Below are 18,031 nucleotides of genomic sequence, written 5' to 3'. Positions count from 1 at the left end.
GGGGCGGCCCTGTTCAGTTGCGCGCGGCCGTGGGTGTCACCGGCCGCGCGGCCCCGGGTGTCACCGGCCCGCGCCCGCGGGCACGGCCCGGTCGTCCTCGCCGGCCGGCTGCACGTCGGGCGCCTTGCCCGGCAGGAACAGGCCGACCACCAGCGCACCGATCAGGGCGACGGCCGCCGAGCCGATTGCGGTGACATGCATGGCGCCGAGGAAGGCATCGTTCGCCGCGGCGACCAGCGGCCGGCCGGCCGGGCCGAGCTTCTCCGCGATGCCGAGTGTCGCCTCGATCGACTCCCCCGCCGCGTCCCTGGCGGCGGCCGGGACCGTACCGAGGTGGCCCTCGATGTCGCCGCGGTAGACGGTGGACAGCACCGAGCCCAGGACGGCGATCCCGAGCGCCCCGCCCACCTGGCGGAACGTGTTGTTGATGGCCGAGCCGGAGCCGGCCTTCTCGCGCGGCAGCGCCTGCATCACGGCGACGGTGACGGGCGGCATGACGTGTGCCATGCCGGTTCCCTGGACGAAGAAGACCACGCACATCACCCAGACCGGGGTGGTGGCGTCGAACAGCGTGAAGGCCGCCAGCCCGGCCGCGACGAGCAGCATGCCGGCCGCGCACACGGCACGGGCGCCGAACCTCGCGACGACCAGCCGGGCGCGCGGCGCGAAGATCATCTGCGCGGCGGCCAGCGGCAGGATCAGCAGGCCGGACTGCAGGGCGCTGTAGCCGCGCACGCTCTGCAGGTAGAAGGCGGAGAAGAAGGTCACCCCCATCAGCGCGAAGAAGACCAGCGCGACGGCGGCGACGGCGGCGGAGAACGCCCCGTTCCTGAAGTACGTGATGTCGATGGCCGGGTGGCTGCTGCGCTTCTCGTGCCAGACGAACCCGGTCAGGACGAGCAGACCGCCGATGATCGACAGGAGGACGACCGGGTCGCCGAAGTCGGCGAGTTCGCCGCCGCGGATGATGCCGAACACGAGCAGGACCAGGCCGACGATGGAGAGGACGACTCCGAGCGGGTCGATCCGGCCCGGCTTCGGGTCCCGGGAGTCCGGCACCAGCACCACCATGGCGATCAGCGCAATGATCACCACGGGCACGTTGACCAGGAAGATCGAGCCCCACCAGAAGTGTTCGAGCAGCAGTCCGCCGGTGATCGGGCCGATGGCGATGCCCAGGCCGACGCTGCCGGCCCAGATGCCGATCGCCTTGGGCTGCTCGTCGCGCTCGAAGACGTTCATCAGGATGGCGAGGGTGGCGGGCATCACGAACGCGGCGCCGAAGCCCATCACGGCGCGCCAGGTGATGAGTGCGCCGGGCGATCCGGACATTGCGGCGAGGGCCGAGCCGATACCGAACAGCAGAATGCCGAAGAGCAGGATCTTCTTGCGCCCGATGCGGTCGCCGAGCAGTCCGGCGGTGAAGAGCAGTCCGGCGAAGACGAGCGTGTAGGAGTTGATCGCCCACTCCAGCTCGCTCTGGGTGGCTCCCAGGCCGGTGGGCGCCGGGGAGGCGATGGTCTTGACCGCGACGTTCAGGATCGAGTTGTCCAGCACCACGATGAGCAGGCTGAACATCAGGACGACGAGGATCGCCCAACGGCGGCGGTGGATCGCTTCGGGAACACGGGACGCGGCCGCAGGAGGGCCGGACGGTATCGACATGGCACGGAGCCTATCCCTCTTTCGATACGAGACCGTCTCGTATTGGAAAGTCTTTGCCGAGTGGGCCCACTTCCCGGGAACGGCCGGGGGATGCCACCATGGAACCGGTCCGGGGACGCCGTCAGGGCGCCTCGAGATGACGAAGGAGCCGTTGGCCATGTCGCTTCAGGCTGCGCAGAACCAGCCCGCAACACCGGCGGGAGCCCCCACCGACAGCAGCAAGGCGCTGTACGGAGGCAAGAGCACCCGCCGCATCACCGTCCACGACATCGCCGCCGCCACCGAGCGCGGCGAGAAGTGGCCCATGCTCACCGCCTACGACGCGATGACCGCGTCCGTCTTCGACGAGGCCGGCATCCCGGTGATGCTCGTCGGCGACTCGATGGGCAACTGCCACCTCGGCTACGAGACCACCGTGCCCGTCACGATGGACGAGATCGCCATCCTCTCCGCCGCCGTCGTACGGGGCACCAAGCGCGCCCTCATCGTCGGCGACCTCCCCTTCGGGGCGTACCAGGAAGGGCCCGTCCAGGCCCTGCGCAACGCCACCCGGCTGGTCAAGGAGGCCGGCGTGGGTGCGGTGAAGCTGGAGGGCGGCGAGCGGTCGCTCGCCCAGACCGAGCTGCTCGTGTCGTCCGGCATCCCGGTCATGTCGCACCTCGGCCTGACCCCGCAGTCCGTCAACACCATGGGCTACCGGGTGCAGGGCCGCAACGACGAGGCCGCACACCGGCTGATCCGGGACGCCAAGGCCGCCCAGGAAGCCGGCGCGTTCGCCGTCGTGCTGGAGCTCGTTCCGGCGGAGGTCGCCGCCGAGATCACCCGCAGCCTGCACATCCCGACCGTCGGCATCGGCGCGGGTCCGGACACCGACGCCCAGGTCCTGGTCTACACCGACATGGTCGGGCTGACCGGCGGCAAGGTGCCGCGCTTCACCAAGCAGTACGCGAACATGCGCAAGGTCCTCGGCGACGCGGCGAAGGAGTTCGCGAACGAGGTCGTCGGCGGCACGTTCCCGGCCCCGGAGCACACCTTCCACTAGGGCCTCGCGTCCGGATCGGGCCCGATCCGGACGGAAGGCCCCAGGAACGGACCGGTCCCCTCCGAGGGGATCACTGGCCACTGCCCGCACCACGACAGCCCGCCGACTTCCCCCATCGGCGGGCTGTCGGCGTGTTCTCGCCGTCGGCGGGTGCGGGCGCGTCTGTCGACAGCATGTCGGCGGGCTGTCGGTGGAGTGTCAGTGGCGGATGCTCCCATGGTGGGCATGACGCGAATCGACAAGAACCCCAGGACCGGCGGCAACGCCGTCGAGGTACGGGGGCTGGTCAAGCACTACGGCGAGACCAAGGCTCTGGACGGCGTGGACCTCGACGTGCGCGAGGGCACCGTCCTCGGTGTGCTCGGCCCCAACGGCGCCGGCAAGACCACCCTCGTGCGCTGCCTCTCCACCCTGATCGTGCCGGACGCCGGACACGCCACCGTCGCGGGCTACGACGTGGTGAAGCAGCCCCGGCAGCTGCGCCGGATCATCGGCCTGACCGGCCAGTACGCCTCGGTCGACGAGAAGCTCTCCGGCTGGGAGAACCTCTACATGATCGGGCGCCTCCTCGACCTGCCCCGCAGGACCGCGCGGGCCCGTGCCGACGAACTGCTGGAGCGGTTCTCGCTCACCGACGCCGCCAAGCGGCCCGCGATGAACTACTCCGGCGGCATGCGGCGCCGGCTCGACCTGGCCGCCTCGATGATCGGCAGCCCGTCCGTGCTGTATCTCGACGAGCCGACGACGGGGCTCGACCCCCGGACCCGCAACGAGGTCTGGGACGAGGTGCAGCGGATGGTCGCGGAGGGGGCGACCGTGCTGCTCACCACCCAGTACATGGAAGAGGCCGAGCAGCTCGCCAACGAGCTCACGGTCATCGACAAGGGCAGGATCATCGCCAACGGCCGGGTCGACGAGCTCAAGGCGAAGGTCGGCGGCCGCACCCTGCAGATCCGGCCGACGGACCCGGCCCAGCTGCCCGCCATGGCCCAGGCGCTCGCGGAGGCCGGTCTCGACGGGGTCGCCGGTTCGCAGGCCGTCCCGGACGAGGGAATGCTGTACGTCCCGATCCTCAGCGACGACCAACTGACGGCTGTCATCGGCCTGTTCGCCGGACGCGGCCTGTCCATCGCGCACATCGCCACCGCACTGCCCAGCCTGGACGAGGTCTTCCTGGCCATCACCGGCGAGAAGACCGCGCCGTACGTGACCGACACGATCCCCGAGGAGGTCGCGGCATGAGCACGGCGACTCTGACGCCCGACGCCCCGACCGGCACCGCACCGGCGAAGGCGCTCCACGACGAGGGCCGGATCGGCCTGCGCGGCAATCTGCGGCACATCGGCGCGCTGGTGCGGCGCAATCTGCTCCAGATCAAGCAGGACCCGGAGTCGATGTTCGACGCGCTCCTGATGCCGGTCATCTTCACGCTGCTGTTCGTGTACGTCTTCGGCGGCTCCGTCGGCGGAAGCCTGGGCGGCGGCCGGCAGGAGTACATCAACTATCTGATCCCCGGCCTGATGGCGATGATGGGCATGAACATCGCTTCTGCGGTCGGCACCGGCGTCAACGACGACTTCCGCAAGGGCGTCATGGACCGGTTCCGGACGATGCCGATCGCCCGTTCCTCGGTCCTGATCGCGAAGATCGTGGTCGAGCTCGGCCGGATGATGGTCGCCACGGTGATCCTGCTGGCCATGGGCTTCGCCCTCGGCCTGGAGATCAAGACCTCGGTGCTCGGCCTGCTGGAGGCGGTCGCACTGTCGGCGGTGTTCGGCGCCGCCATCATGTGGATCTTCATCCTGCTCGGGCTGTCCCTGAAGACGTCCCAGTCGGTTCAGGCGATGGGATTCCTCGTGCTGATGCCCCTGCAGTTCGGTTCGTCGATCTTCGCCCCGCCGGCCACGATGCCGGGCTGGCTCCAGGCCTTCACCGACTACAACCCGCTGTCCAATCTCGCGGACGCGGCACGTGGGCTGATGCTCGGCGGTCCGGTCGCACACTCGGTGTGGCTGACGCTCGGCTGGGCCGCGGTCATCACCGCGGTGACGGCGCCCCTCGCGGTCGCGAAGTTCCGCAAGAAGACCTGACCCGGCCCCTCCGGTTCACTCCCGGTACGCGTCGACCAGGGCGATGGCCTCCTCCAGAGCGAGGCCATCGCCTTCGGCGTAGGCGGCCTCGTAGCCGGCCTCGCCGAGAACGGCGCGGGCCGCCGCCTCCGCCTCGGCGTAGTTCCTTCGCTCTATCGTCGTCGGCACATGGCCGTTCGGCAGCAGACCGCTGCCCGCGCCCAGCAGCCGGGCGGCGAGGGCCGCCCTGCGCTCGCCACCGAGTCCGGCCAGGGCCCGCGCGAGGGTGACGAGGTTGATGACGGACATCTGGGGCGCCACCATCTGCGCCAGCGGGTCCCCGGACCGCTTCAGCGCCTGCCGGCTCCGGGCCAGGGCGTCGGTGTACAGCCCCTCCTGGTTGTCCAGCCAGGCCTGCCCGCCCAGCACGAAGCCTTCGAAGATCGCCAGGGTCTCGGATCTGAACTCCTCGCCCAGCTCCGCGTACTGTTCACGGGCCTCGGCGGTGCGGCCTGTGCTGCCCAGCAGCATGGCGAGGAAGAGCCGCGCGAACGGCATCGCCTCGTGTCCCGCCGCCCGCCCCTCGGCGAGCACCTCGCGCAGGATCGCCTCGCCCTCCGCACCGCGGCCGAGTTCGACGAGCGCGGAGGCGTACCGGGTACGGAGCACCGCCACCTGGGACTGGGCACCGAGCCGCTCGGCGTAGCCGATGGCGGCCTGGTAGTCGTCGGCCGCACGGGTGTAATCGCCTTGCCGCTCGTTGGCCTCCCCCCGGGAGGAGAGCGACTCGGCGGCGCCCCAGTCGTCACCGAGCCGGCTGAAGATCTCCAGGCTCTCGTCGGCGTCCGCGCGGGCCTCGCCCGACCAGTCGGGGCGGTTGGCCAGCACATTGGCGCGCATCTGGAGCGCTGCGGCCAGCTCCCACTCATAGCCGAACTCGCGGGCGGCACGGACCGTCTCGTCCACCAGTTCGCGCAGGTCCGCGGCGCCCCCGGTGAGCATGACCGCGAAGAACCAGAGCGACGCAGGGGTACGGCAGGTCTGCGGCTGGCCCACCCGGTAGGTGGCGGCGATGACGCGCAGCCGCTCCATGCTCTTCGCGGTGGTCCACTCGTCCGACGCATGGTTCATGCTGGCCAGTTGGATCAGCGCGACACCGCGCCGCGCCTCCTGGAGCAGCTCCGGCCCCATCGGCGGCGGCGCGTCGGTGCAGCGTTCCCGGATGGACGGGGCGGGCCGGGCCGGCGGGGCGAAGGGGTCCGGGCCCAGCGCGGCGGCCGCGTCGGCCCAGTGCAGGGCGTCGGCGCGCAGATCGCGCATCTGCCAGTACCAGGCGAGCGACAGCACCAGGCAGACCGCCTCCTGCTCGTCGCCGGCGGCGACGGCGTGGCGCAGGGCGGTGCGCAGATTCTCGTACTCCCGCTGGAGGAGGTCGATGGCTGCCCGCTGCCCGGTGCCGCGCAGCAGGGGGTCGGTGGTACGGGCCAGCTCCCGGAAGTGCACCAGGTGGCGCCGTTCGACGGTGGCCCGTTCCCCGGCCTCGTCGAGCCGCTCGGCGGCGTACTCGCCGACGGTCTCCAGCAGCCGGTAGCGCATTTCCCCGTCGTCGGCGGGTGCGGCGACGACGAGGGACTTGTCGACGAGCGAACCGAGCACCCCGGCGACCTCGCGCGCGTCCTGCGGCCGGTCCGCGCAGACCGCTTCGGCCGCGGTCAGCGTGCAGCCGCCGGCGAAGACGGACAGCCTGCGCAGTACGGCGTGTTCGGATGCGTCGAGGAGGTCCCAGGACCAGTCGACGACGGCGCGCAGCGTCTGCTGGCGCGGCAGCACGGTACGGGCTCCGCTGGTCAGCAGGCGGAACCGGTCGTCGAGCCGGTCGGCGATCTGGCGCGGGCTGAGCATCCGCAGCCGGGCGGCGGCGAGTTCGATGGCGAGCGGCAGTCCGTCGAGCCGGCGGCAGATCTCGGCGGCGGCCGCCGCGGTCTCCTCGTCCGCGTCGATCCGGAAGCCCGGCTTCGCGGCGCCGCCGCGGTCGGCGAGCAGGCGCAGCGCCATCGGGTCGGGCAGCGGGTCGACGGGGCGGACGAACTCGCCCGGTACACCGAGGGGTTCACGGCTGGTGGCCAGGACGGTGAGGTCCGGGCAGCGGACGAGCAGATGGTCGGCGAGCGCGGCGGCGGCCTCGATGACGTGCTCGCAGTTGTCGAGGAGCAGCAGCATGCGGCGCCGGGAGCAGTGCTCGGTCAGCCGGACGAGCGGGTCGCCCGCGCTGCGCTCGGCGGCCCGGAGCTCCTCGGCGCCTGCGCCGCGCAGCACGGTCTCGCGGGCGCCGAGCGCGGTCAGTACGGCTTCGGGCACGGTCTCCGGGTCGTCGACCGGGGCGAGCTCGGCCAGCCAGACGCCGTCCGGCCAGGCGGGTGCGACGGACTCGGCGGCCTCCTGGGAGAGCCGGGTCTTGCCCGCGCCCCCGGGTCCGAGGAGGGTGACGAGGCGGACCTGTGCGAGGTCGTCCCGCAGCACCGCGATATCGGCCTCCCGCCCGACAAAACTGGTGAGCCTGGCGCGCAGGTTGCCCAGGGGGACGGGGATCGGCCCGGAAGCCGGTTCCGGCGCGGGAGTGCGGCCCGGTGCGGCCACCGTGGGCGAACCGGCCACCCGGTCCGGCGCGGGGGCCCGGCCGGGCGTGGCCGTCGGGGCCTGCGCCGGCCCGGAGGGCGGCAGCCCCGGCTCCTGATGGAGCAACTCCGCGTGCAGGGACCGCAGTTCCTGGCCCGGGTCCGTGCCGAGACGGTCGGCGAGCACGGTGCGTACCTCCTCGTACGCCACCAATGCCTGCGCCGCACGTCCGGCGTCCCGCAGCGCCCGCAGGCGCAGCGCCTGGAGCGGTTCGTCCATCGGGTGCTCGGCGCAGAGCGCGACCACTTCCGGCAGGACCTCGTCGGCGCGGCCGAGCGCGAGCGCGGCGGCGAACCCGGCGCGGCGCGCGTCGAGCCGGCGGGCCGTCCAGCGGGCCGCGACAGCGGCACGGTCGGGCAGATCCGCGAGGGCCGGACCCCGCCACAGGGCGAGCGCGTCGTCGAGGACGGTGGCGGCCTTCGCCGGATCGCCCGCGTCCAGGGCGCGCATCCCCTCCCCCGTGAGCCGCTCGAAGCGGTGCAGGTCGACCGCGTCGGGCTCGACGGCGAGCCGGTAGCCGCTCTCGGCGGAGGTGATCGCCGCATGCCCGAGAACCCGACGGAGCCGGCCGACGAGCGCCTGCAGGGCGCCCACCGCGTCGGCGGGCGGCTCGCCGTCCCACACCTCGTCGACCAGCACCGCGGCCGGGACCGCGCGGCCGGGGCGCAGTGCGAGAACGGTCAGCAGGGCGCGCAGCCGCGCCCCACCGATGGCGACGGCCGTGCCGTCGTCGTGGAGTGCCTGCGTGGTGCCGAGGATGCTGTAGCGCACGCGCCTATTCTCCGCGACCGGGACCGGTACGCGGACTCGCGTCCTCAGCGGCGTTCCCACCTGGTCCCCAGCGCTGTCCGAAGGTTCACCGGCGTTGCTTGTCATGCCCCTACCTTGTCCGGAACCACCACCGCGGCGCGAGACGTTTCCGCCGTGTCGACTGTACGGTCGGGGCTCGCATCCCCCGATGCCCGCCCCTGCCGCCGAGCCACCTGGAGTCCGCCGATGACCACCGCAGCAGCAGCCCGCAGCGACCGGCGGATCAGTCCCGTCTTCCTCGGGATCGCCGCCGTCATGGCCGTCTCGGGCTGGGCGGTGTGGACGGACTTCGCGGAGCAGCCCGGGTTCGCGGTCTTCCTCTTCGTCACCGCGGCCTGGGTCGTGTCGCTCTGTCTGCACGAGTACGCGCACGCCCGCACCGCGCTGCACAGCGGGGACATCTCCATCGGGGCGAAGGGGTATCTGACCCTGAACCCTCTCGCGTACACCCATGCACTGCTGAGCATCGTGCTGCCGGTGCTGTTCGTGATCCTCGGCGGGATCGGGCTGCCCGGCGGCGCGGTATTCATCGAGCGCGGCCGGATCAGCGGCCGCTGGAAGCACAGCCTGATCTCGGCGGCGGGCCCCCTGACGAACGTGCTGTTCGCGGTCGTCTGCACGGCGCCGTTCTGGCTGCACGCGCTGGACGGTGTGCCGAGCGGGTTCCAGTACGCGCTGGCGTTCCTGGCGCTGCTCCAGGTCACCGCGGCGATCCTGAACTTCGTACCGGTCCCGGGGCTGGACGGATACGGGGTGATCGAGCCCTGGCTCTCGTACCGCATCCGCCGCCAGGTGGAGCCGTTCGCGCCCTTCGGCCTGCTCGCGGTGTTCGGGCTGCTGTGGATCCCCGAGGTCAACACCGTCTTCTTCGACGCGATCCACAGCCTGCTGCAGACGCTGGACGTCAGCGAGTTCCACACGTACTGCGGCTTCGACGCCTACCAGTTCTGGCAGAAGTCGAATCCGGTCTGCAGCCTCGGTTAGGGCCTTGCTTCCGGAAGTCCGGCGGCGGACCAGAGCCTGAGGGCCGGCCCGTCATCCCTGGCGGGACAGCCCTCAGGCCTCGGTCTCCGCGCGGTGCTTGCGCAGGTAGTACCACGCCATGTTGGAGGAGAGGCCCGCCAGCAGCACCCAGATGATCCCGAGCCAGCTGCCCTGGGCGAACGAGATCACGGCCGCACCGACGGTCAGGACGCAGGCGACGAGGGCGTAGAGAGCGAGGCGGGGCATGGGGGGCAGCTCCTGTCCGGGGGTGGTGCGCGGTCCCGTCCAGTGTCCCCCATGTCCCGTTCCGCTCTCCGCGGGGTGCGGCCGTGGGCGCCCGTCGGCTCAGACGTCGGTGGTACGCAGCCCGGCGTGCGCCTTGTAGCGGCGGTTGACCGAGATCAGGTTGGCGACCAGTGACTCGACCTGGTGGGCGTTGCGCAGGCGGCCCGCGAAGATGCCTCGCATGCCGGGGATGCGGCCGGCAAGCGCCTGCACGAGGTCGGTGTCGGCGCGGGCGTCGCCCAGCACCAGCACATCGGTGTCGATCTCCTCGATCGCCTCGTCCTGGAGCAGCACCGCCGAGAGGTGGTGGAAGGCGGCGGTGACCCGGGAGTCGGGCAGCAGGGCGGCGGCCTGCTCGGCCGCGCTGCCCTCCTCGGGCTTCAGTGCGTACGCGCCCTGCTTGTCGAAGCCGAGCGGGTTGACGCAGTCGATGACGAGCTTGCCGGCGAGTTCGTCGCGCAGCGACTCCAGGGTTTTGGCGTGTCCTTCCCACGGCACGGCGACGATCACGACGTCGCTGCGCCGGGCGCATTCGGCGTTGTCCCAGCCCTCGACGCCGAGGCCCAGCTCGTCGGCGGCGGTCCGGGCGCGGTCCGCGGCACGCGAGCCGATGATCACCTTCTGCCCGGCGCGGGCGAGCCGGTAGGCGAGCCCGCGGCCCTGCGGGCCGGTGCCGCCGAGCACGCCGATGGTCAGCCCCGACACGTCGGGAAGGTCCCACGGATCCTTGGCGGGGGGCTTGGGCGCGGTACCGCTGTCATTCGTAGTCATGCGCCGACACTACTGCGCGCCATGGAGGGCAACGCAGCGTCGCACCACTGCGACATCCGTCACTGCACCTGCCCCCGTTCGGCTGGTTCAGTGCCGTTCGCCGGTGCGGAGGACGGGTCCTGCGGCATGATGCCGGGCCATGGATGCCGTACGCGTCGCCCTGCTCCGTGAAGTGCTCGCCGGGACCGAGTGGCCGGCGGCGGCCCGCAGGTTCGCGGGAACCCTCCGGTCGTCCGTCGTTCCGCACGGCGGCGGGCTGCTGCTGGTGGGCACGGAGGGGTACGAGCCGTGGCACATGGCGGCCCACCTGGTCGACGAGTCCACCTGGGCCGGGCTGCCGGAGCTGGTGCCCACGCTCGTACGACACCGGGTGGAGCCGGGCGATCCGGCGCATCTGTCCGTCGGCCCTGGCCGGATCGAGGCAGCCGGGCGGGGCGAGACGCTGCTGCTGGTGGCCCCGGAGCGGCCCGGTGACGGGCTGCTGGAGCGGGTGCACGACGCGCGCCGGGCCGGGGCGACGGTGCTGTCGCTGGACGACGGCGATCCGGAGGTGCACGGGCTCGCCCATGAAGCGCTCACGGTGAGCCGCACCGACGACGTGGACCTGGACACCGTGCAGCATCTGGTGAGCGCGGCGGCCGGCGAGAACAGCGCCCCCGCGCCCCGCGGCCGCCGGCGCTTCCGGGACAGGCTGTCCCGGCTCGCCGATCAGCTGACGGCTCCGCCGCCCGCGCGCTGGTGACGAGGAGGAGGCCGCCGCAGGCCCCGGCAAAACCGGTTGCACAGGGCACGTACGGCGCCGGACCATGACCCCTCGTGACCTCTGCCGCCGCCCTGCCCGCCAGGCTCTCCGCACTCCTGCCCGACCTCTCGCCATGGCGTTCCTCGGCCGACTTCCGGCTGCTGTGGGTCCAGGGCCTGGTCACCTACTTCGGCAGCTTCATGGCGCTGATCGCGCTGCCGCTCCAGATCAAGGAACTCACCGGTTCGCCGCTCGCCGTCGGCGCGATGGGTGCGGTCGAGCTGGTGCCGCTGGTCGTCTTCGGTCTGTACGGTGGGGCGCTCGCCGACTCCGCGGACCGCCGCAAGGTGATCCTGGGCACCGAGGCGGGGCTGGGGCTGCTCGCGCTCGTCCTCCTGGTGAACGCCGCGCTGCCCGACCCGATGCTCTGGCCGCTCTATCTCGTCGCGGGCGGCGTCTCCGCGCTCGCCGGGCTCCAGCGGCCCGCACTGGACTCCCTGATCGCCCGGATCGTGCCGCACGACCAGCTCACCGCGGCCGCCGCGCTGAACTCGCTGCGCTGGCAGTTCGGTGCGATCACCGGCCCGGCGGTGGCGGGTCTGGTGGTGGCCTATGCGGGGCACGCCACGGCGTACACGGTCACCGTGGTCACGTTCACCGTCTCCGTGCTCCTCTGTCTGCGGCTGGCGCCCGCACCGCCCGCTGAGCACGCACGGAAGCCGTCGCTTCGCGGCATTGCCGAGGGGGCGAGGTACGCCTGGAGTCGGCCGGTGCTGCTGGGGACGTACGCGATCGACCTGGCGGCGATGTTCTTCGCCTTCCCGAACACGATCTTCCCGTTCCTGGCGGACGAGCTCGACGCCGAGTGGTCACTGGGGTTGATGTACGCGGCGGGGTCGGTCGGCTCGCTGGTACTGGGCCTGACCAGCGGTTGGACGTCACGGGTCCGGCGGCACGGGCTGTTCGTGGTGTTCGGGGCGGCGGCCTGGGGGCTGGCGATCGCGGCAGCCGGGTGGTTCAGCAATGTGTGGCTGGTGCTCGTCTGCCTCGCGGTGGCGGGCGCGGGCGACATGCTCAGCGGTCTGGGCCGCTCCACGATCTGGAACCAGACCATCCCGGAGGAGCTGCGCGGCCGGCTGGCGGGCATCGAGGTGCTCTCGTACAGCGTGGGACCGCAGCTGGGACAGGTGCGGGCGGGCGCGATGGCGGGCTGGACGGGCACGCGGTCCGCGATCTGGACGGGCGGGGTGGCGTGCGTGGCTTCGGTCGCGCTGCTGGCTGCGGCGCTGCCGAAGCTCCTCACGTACGACTCCGAGACGGACGCGGACGCGGTGCGGCGCCGGCAGTCCAGCCCCTCAGGCGTGTGAGGAGCAGGGTCCGGGGCCGGAGCCCCGGGGCAGCTGCCGGACGGGCCGGAACCCTACGCATCGGCCTCCGGTGGCGTGTCCCGGTCGTGCCACTTGGGGTCGTTCTCCCACTCCAGATTCCGCTCCTGCGCGGTGTTCATCGCGTGCTGCGCCTCCTCGCGGGAGGTGTAGGGGCCGAACCGGTCCTTCGCCGGGCACTCGGGGCCTTCCTCGACCTTCTGGTGCACCAGGCAGTAGTACCACTCGCCCGGCTTGCCGACCGTGCGCTTCTTGAACAGGGCCATCGTCGGCTCCTTTCCTCTGAGCCATGCTGCCCCAACCACGCTGGTTAGACTCGCTGACATGTCTGGCCAGTCGCTGCTCGTACCAGGGGAGATCACTCCCATTCGTTCCGTACCCGGAAACATCCGGCGCCCCGAGTACGTGGGCAAGCCGGCTCCGACGCCGTACACCGGCCCGGAGATCCAGGACGCCGACACCGTCGAGCGCATGCGCATCGCCGGCCGGATCGCCGCGCAGGCGATGGCCGAGGCCGCGAAGCACATCGCTCCGGGCGTGACGACGGACGAACTCGACCGGGTCGCCCACGAGTTCATGTGCGATCACGGCGCCTATCCGTCGACGCTCGGCTACCGCGGCTTCCCCAAGTCGCTCTGCTCGTCGCTCAACGAGGTCATCTGTCACGGCATCCCGGACTCGACGGTGCTGCGCGACGGCGACATCGTGAACCTGGACGTGACCGCGTACATCAACGGCGTGCACGGCGACAACAACGCCACGTATCTCTGCGGCGACGTGGACGAGGAGTCCCGCCTGCTCGTGGAGCGCACGGAGGAGTCGCTGAACCGGGCGATCAAGGCGGTCCGCCCCGGCCGTCAGATCAATGTGATCGGACGGGTCATCGAGTCGTACGCGAAGCGCTTCGGGTACGGCGTGGTCCGGGACTTCACCGGGCACGGGATCAATTCCTCGTTCCACTCCGGCCTGATCATTCCGCACTACGACAGCCCGCACGCGACGACCGTGATGCAGCCCGGCATGACGTTCACCATCGAGCCGATGCTGACGCTCGGGACGCACCAGTACGACATGTGGGACGACGGCTGGACCGTGGTGACGAAGGACCGCAAGCGCACCGCCCAGTTCGAGCACACGCTGGTGGTGACGGAAACGGGTGCCGAGATCCTGACGCTCCCGTAACCCTCCGCAGGCGATACGCACCCCCGGCACGCGGACGGAACCGGGCGTATCGTCTTTACCGACAGACCGTCGGGAAGATGTTGACTTAGGTAAGCCTAAGCAGGACGATCGGAGATGTCGACAGTGGCTGCCGAGCGCAGGTGCTGTCGGCTTTTCTGTCTGGTTCCGACTTCCCGTCCCTCCCCCGGTCACCGGAGGCCCGTCTTGGACGCACCCGCCGCCACCCCCTTCTCGACACTGATCCGCACGGCGTCGCACGAGCAGCACACCGAGGCGGAGACCTCGGCCTTCATGAGCGACCTGCTCGGAGGGCGGCTCGGAGTGGACGCGTACACGCGCTACACCGAGCAGCTGTGGTTCGTCTACCGGGCGCTGGAGGAGGGCGCGGAGGAACTGCGCAGCGACCCGGTCACCGGCCCGTTCATACGGCCGGAGCTGATGCGCACGGCGGAGCTGGAGCGCGACCTGGCGCATCTGCGGGGTGCGGGCTGGCACGAGGGCCTGAGGCCGCTGCCCGCGACGGCCGTGTACGCCGACCGGGTCGCCGAGTGCGCGCGCAGCTGGCCCGCCGGATACATCGCGCACCACTACACGCGGTATCTCGGGGACCTCTCCGGCGGCCAGATCATCCGCGACAGGGCGGAGAAGGCCTGGGGCTTCGCGCGCAAGGGCGACGGGGTGCGGTTCTACGTCTTCGAGGAGATCGCCAACCCCGCCTCGTTCAAGCGGGGCTACCGCGAGCTGCTCGACGCGGTGGACGCGGACGAACTGGAGAAGAAGCGGATCGTGGAGGAGTGCAAGCGCGCGTTCGTACTGAACACCGCGGTGTTCCGGGAGCTGGGCGAGGTGTCCCGGCGCAGCGCGTAGGGCTCCGGCGAGGCCGGGGGCCGCAGTGGCCGGGACTTGACGGTGGACCAGGCCAGTCGTACCGCTTCGCCCTCCACCTCGCCCAGTGCCCGGATGGTGCGGATTCCCTCAACGGGCTTGAATGCGCCCGCTACAGGCGCGCGTTCGCCAGCAGGACGCGGCCGCCGATCTCCACCGAGCCGTCCGGTGCGGGTGCGGTGAGGATCTGGGAACCACGACCCTGTGTGATGTTGAGGGCGCGGCCCAGCTGCGCGCTGAGCAGCAGGGCCGCCGCCCCCGTCGCCTCGTCCTCGACGATGCCGTCGTCGCGGCGCGGGAACGCCCGCGCCCTGACGCGGCCCGCCGCTTCGTCCTCCCACGCCCATACGTACAGCCAGCCCTCGCCGGGCGGCGGTCCGGTCAGCGCCTCCACCTCGGCGACGGACGCGTACCGCTCCAGCGTGCGCGGCGGCACCCACTCGGGGCGGGCGGTGATCCAGCTGAACTCGCCGTCCTGGCGGGCGAAGATCTCGCCGACCGGCAGTTCCAGGATCTCCAGGTCGAGCAGCCAGGCGGCCCCTACGAGCGGATGCCCGGCGAACGGAAGCCGGAGCCCCGGTGTGTAGATGTCGACGTGCCCGCGCTCGGGATCGTCGACGAACACGGTCTCGCTGAAGCCGAGTTGCCCGGCGAGCGCCTGCCGGGACGCCTGGTCGGGGTACGTACGCCCGTCCCGTACGACCCCGAGGGCGTTGCCATGCCGTCCGTCCGGTCCACAGAACACGCGCAGCACATCGACGCCTGCGGGTACCTCGTAGTCACTCACACACGCATTCAAGCACCGCCCACGAACCGCCGGCGCCGGGACGCCCCTCGCCGAACCGGAATGAACTGCTTGACACACGCTTGACCTTCTCATGGGTTACTCATGGGTCGCCCGTAACTGCCCCGTTCTCCACCGCATCGAGTGAGAGCTGAATCACTGCACCCGTGGGTAGCAGTGAGGTAAGCCTCGGTTAAGTTAGGTCCGCCTCACCTGCACTTGTCCGGCCTCTGTTTCCTCTTTCTTCAGCCTTTGTGGAGCCCGCATGCGAGCCATTCGTTTCTCCGTCGCCACCGCTGTCGCCACCGTGGCAGCTCTGACCGCCGTCACGGGTTGCGCCGAGAAGAGCGACGGCAAAGGCGACGGCGCGGTGACGGTCACCGCGAAGGACGACTCCTGCGCGGTGTCGAAGAAGAAGCTCCCGGCCGGCCACATCGAACTGGCCGTGGCGAACGAGGGCTCCAAGGTCACCGAGGTCTACGTCCTCTTCCCGGACGACCGCATCGTCGCCGAGCGCGAGAACATCGGCCCCGGCACCAAGGCCACCATCACCGCCGAGGTCAAGGCCGGTTCCTACGACGTCGTCTGCAAGCCCGGCATGAAGGGCGCCGGCTTCCGGCAGAACATCGAGGTCACCGGCGGCACCGTGGCCGAGCGCAGCCCCGAGATGGACAAGGCCGTCGCCGGCTACCGCACCTACGTGCAGGCGCAGGCCGACGAGACGCTGCCGAAGGTCAAGGTCTTCACGGACGCCGTCGCCGCGGGTGACATCGAGGCCGCGAAGAAGGCGTACGCCGAATCCCGCATCGGCTGGGAGCGCACCGAACCGGTCGCCGAGTCCTTCGGTGACATCGACCCGAAGGTCGACGTCCGCGCGGACGGCCTGGAGGACGGCCAGAAGTGGACCGGCTGGCACCGCCTCGAGAAGGCGCTGTGGCAGGACAAGAAGCTCGGCGCCGAGGAGAAGGCCCTCGCCCCGGTCCTGTACAAGGACCTCGTCGACTGGCAGAAGCGGGTCGGCAAGGCGGAGATCACTCCGACCTCGATGGCCAACGGCGCCAAGGAGCTCCTCGACGAGGTCGCCACCGGCAAGGTCACCGGTGAGGAGGAGCGCTACAGCCACACCGACCTGATCGACTTCAAGGCCAATGTCGAAGGCGCGCAGCGGTCGTACGAGCTGCTGAAGCCGATCGCCTCGAAGAACGACGCCGCCCTGACCGCCACCCTGGACAAGCAGTTCGCGGCGCTCAACACGCTGCTGGACAAGTACCGCGAGGACAAGAGCTCGTACGAGTTCACCTCGTACGACAAGGTCGGCAAGGCGGACCGCAAGGAGCTGTCGGACGCCGTCAACGCGCTGGCCGAGCCGCTGTCGCAGCTCGCCGCCGCGGTGACGAAGTAGCAGACGGGGAGACGCCGATCATGTCCGGGGAAACCCAGAACACCACCGGGGCAGGCGGAGCCGCCGAGCCCGCTGCCGCCGGAGCCACAGACCGCGCCCCGTCGCGCCGTGCACTGCTCGGCTGGGGCGGTGCCGGGCTGGCGCTCGGCGCGGTCGCGGCCGGCGGTGCGGTCGCCGCGGTTCACACGGTGAACGACGCGGTGCCGGCCGCGGACAGCGGCGCCGCGGTGCCGTTCCACGGCGTGCACCAGGCCGGGATCGCCACCGCCGTCCAGGACAGGCTGCACTTCGCCGCCTTCGACGTGACGACGAAGGACCGGTCCGAACTGATCGCGCTGCTCAAGGAGTGGACGCGGGCGGCCGAGCGGATGACGGCCGGTCATGCGGTCGGCGACGGGGCGTACGGCGGTCTCGCCGAAGCCCCGCCGGACGACACGGGCGAGGCGCTGGGGCTCAAGCCGTCCCGGCTCACCCTCACCATCGGCTTCGGCCCCTCGCTGTTCGCCAAGGGCCGGTTCGGTCTCGAGGACCGGCGCCCGGAGGCGCTCGTCGATCTGCCGAAGTTCCCCGGTGACAACCTCGACACGGCCCGCAGCGGCGGCGACCTGTGCGTCCAGGCGTGTGCCGACGACCCGCAGGTCGCGGTGCACGCCATCCGCAACCTCGCCAGGATCGGCATGGGCCGCACGGCGATCCGCTGGTCGCAGTTGGGCTTCGGCAAGACGTCGTCGACGACGCCTGAGGCCCAGACCCCGCGGAACATGATGGGTTTCAAGGACGGCACCCGGAACATCGCCGGCACCGACACCGCGGCCCTCGACAAGCACGTGTGGGTCGGCGAGAAGGACCACGCGGGCTGGATGACCGGGGGTTCGTACCTGGTTGCCCGGCGCATCCGCATGCACATCGAGACCTGGGACCGCACCGGGCTCCAGGAGCAGGAGGACGTCTTCGGCCGGGACAAGGGCGAGGGCGCCCCGGTCGGCAAGTCGAAGGAGCGCGACGAGCCGTTCCTGAAGGCCATGCTGCCCACCGCCCATGTGCGCCTCGCCCACCCGGACAGCAACGACGGTGCGACGATCCTGCGCCGCGGCTACTCCTTCACCGACGGCACCGACGGCCTGGGCCGGCTCGACGCGGGGCTGTTCTTCCTCGCGTACCAGCGCGATGTCCGGAAGGCGTTCATTCCGCTGCAGCGCCGGCTCGCGGCACACGACGCACTCAACGAGTACATCCAGCACGTGGGTTCGGCGCACTTCGCCGTCCCGCCGGGCGTCCGCTCCAAGGACGACTGGTGGGGCCGGGCGCTGTTCTCGTAACGGGACTCGAAGCGGAAAAAAGGAGAACCG

General features: G+C 71.2%; 16 protein-coding genes. 10 read left to right on the top strand and 6 right to left on the bottom strand.

All coding sequences use genetic code 11. The features are described from left to right. Positions 1-60: 60 nt before the first annotated feature. A complete protein-coding gene (locus tag OG878_RS27970) occupies positions 61-1,665 on the bottom strand; it encodes a DHA2 family efflux MFS transporter permease subunit (protein ID WP_328889330.1) in 1,605 nt (534 codons plus the stop codon). A gap of 157 nt (positions 1,666-1,822) precedes the next feature. Here OG878_RS27970 and panB point away from each other — a divergent pair, with 157 nt between their 5' ends. From panB to OG878_RS27955, 3 genes are all read left to right on the top strand, one after another. Continuing rightward, positions 1,823-2,707 (top strand): 3-methyl-2-oxobutanoate hydroxymethyltransferase, encoded by an 885-nt coding sequence (gene panB, locus OG878_RS27965; protein ID WP_277325900.1) that lies wholly within the window; start codon positions 1,823-1,825, stop codon positions 2,705-2,707. A 216-nt stretch (positions 2,708-2,923) separates the two neighbouring features. Continuing rightward, positions 2,924-3,949: an ATP-binding cassette domain-containing protein gene (locus tag OG878_RS27960; protein WP_328889329.1), complete on the top strand. Its 1,026-nt coding sequence runs from the start codon at positions 2,924-2,926 to the stop codon at positions 3,947-3,949. Next, on the top strand, positions 3,946-4,797 hold the full coding sequence (locus OG878_RS27955) for an ABC transporter permease (protein WP_093774743.1): 852 nt from the start codon (positions 3,946-3,948) through the stop codon (positions 4,795-4,797). Before OG878_RS27960 ends, OG878_RS27955 begins: the two co-directional genes overlap by 4 nt. A gap of 15 nt (positions 4,798-4,812) precedes the next feature. Here the strand turns inward: OG878_RS27955 and OG878_RS27950 are convergent, their stop codons facing one another. Further along, positions 4,813-8,223, bottom strand: coding sequence for an AfsR/SARP family transcriptional regulator (locus OG878_RS27950; RefSeq protein ID WP_328889328.1), 3,411 nt, complete (start codon positions 8,221-8,223; stop codon positions 4,813-4,815). A gap of 225 nt (positions 8,224-8,448) precedes the next feature. Between OG878_RS27950 and OG878_RS27945 the strand changes: the two genes are divergently transcribed. Next, the gene (locus tag OG878_RS27945) at positions 8,449-9,246 is read left to right on the top strand and encodes a site-2 protease family protein (RefSeq protein WP_328889327.1); all 798 of its coding nucleotides are present in this window, start codon (positions 8,449-8,451) and stop codon (positions 9,244-9,246) included. A 72-nt stretch (positions 9,247-9,318) separates the two neighbouring features. On the opposite strand, the gene OG878_RS27940 is transcribed toward OG878_RS27945, so the two are convergent. Then, on the bottom strand, positions 9,319-9,492 hold the full coding sequence (locus tag OG878_RS27940) for a hypothetical protein (protein WP_328889326.1): 174 nt from the start codon (positions 9,490-9,492) through the stop codon (positions 9,319-9,321). A gap of 99 nt (positions 9,493-9,591) precedes the next feature. After that, complete coding sequence (gene npdG / locus OG878_RS27935; protein WP_277325905.1) at positions 9,592-10,302, bottom strand: NADPH-dependent F420 reductase; 711 nt, start codon at positions 10,300-10,302, stop codon at positions 9,592-9,594. 139 nt (positions 10,303-10,441) lie between these two features. On the opposite strand from npdG, the gene OG878_RS27930 reads away from it, so the two are divergent. Together OG878_RS27930 and OG878_RS27925 are read left to right on the top strand one after the other, a co-directional pair. Further along, the gene (locus OG878_RS27930) at positions 10,442-11,044 is read left to right on the top strand and encodes a hypothetical protein (RefSeq protein ID WP_328889325.1); all 603 of its coding nucleotides are present in this window, start codon (positions 10,442-10,444) and stop codon (positions 11,042-11,044) included. A 74-nt stretch (positions 11,045-11,118) separates the two neighbouring features. Then, entirely contained in the window at positions 11,119-12,411 is a 1,293-nt protein-coding gene (locus OG878_RS27925; RefSeq protein WP_328889324.1) for an MFS transporter, read from the top strand. Positions 12,412-12,464: 53 nt separating this feature from the next. Here the strand turns inward: OG878_RS27925 and OG878_RS27920 are convergent, their stop codons facing one another. Further along, complete coding sequence (locus OG878_RS27920; protein WP_328889323.1) at positions 12,465-12,695, bottom strand: hypothetical protein; 231 nt, start codon at positions 12,693-12,695, stop codon at positions 12,465-12,467. Between the two features lie 58 nt (positions 12,696-12,753). Here OG878_RS27920 and map point away from each other — a divergent pair, with 58 nt between their 5' ends. Further along, a complete protein-coding gene (map, locus tag OG878_RS27915) occupies positions 12,754-13,611 on the top strand; it encodes a type I methionyl aminopeptidase (protein ID WP_266986302.1) in 858 nt (285 codons plus the stop codon). Positions 13,612-13,815: 204 nt separating this feature from the next. Further along, entirely contained in the window at positions 13,816-14,478 is a 663-nt protein-coding gene (locus tag OG878_RS27910; protein ID WP_328889322.1) for a biliverdin-producing heme oxygenase, read from the top strand. A gap of 130 nt (positions 14,479-14,608) precedes the next feature. On the opposite strand, the gene OG878_RS27905 is transcribed toward OG878_RS27910, so the two are convergent. Next, entirely contained in the window at positions 14,609-15,283 is a 675-nt protein-coding gene (locus OG878_RS27905) for a PhzF family phenazine biosynthesis protein (protein ID WP_328889321.1), read from the bottom strand. Between the two features lie 262 nt (positions 15,284-15,545). Here OG878_RS27905 and efeO point away from each other — a divergent pair, with 262 nt between their 5' ends. Both efeO and efeB read left to right on the top strand, forming a co-directional pair. Further along, positions 15,546-16,682, top strand: a complete 1,137-nt coding sequence (gene efeO, locus OG878_RS27900) for an iron uptake system protein EfeO (RefSeq protein ID WP_328889320.1) — start codon at positions 15,546-15,548, stop codon at positions 16,680-16,682. A gap of 20 nt (positions 16,683-16,702) precedes the next feature. Then, a complete protein-coding gene (gene efeB, locus OG878_RS27895) occupies positions 16,703-18,001 on the top strand; it encodes an iron uptake transporter deferrochelatase/peroxidase subunit (RefSeq protein WP_328889319.1) in 1,299 nt (432 codons plus the stop codon). The last annotated feature ends 30 nt before the right edge of the window (positions 18,002-18,031 follow it).

It is taken from the genome of Streptomyces sp. NBC_00316, from assembly GCF_036158715.1.
Taxonomy (GTDB): domain Bacteria; phylum Actinomycetota; class Actinomycetes; order Streptomycetales; family Streptomycetaceae; genus Streptomyces.
Note: the sequence above shows the minus strand (reverse complement) of the source record. Positions and strands in the feature narration are given on the sequence as shown.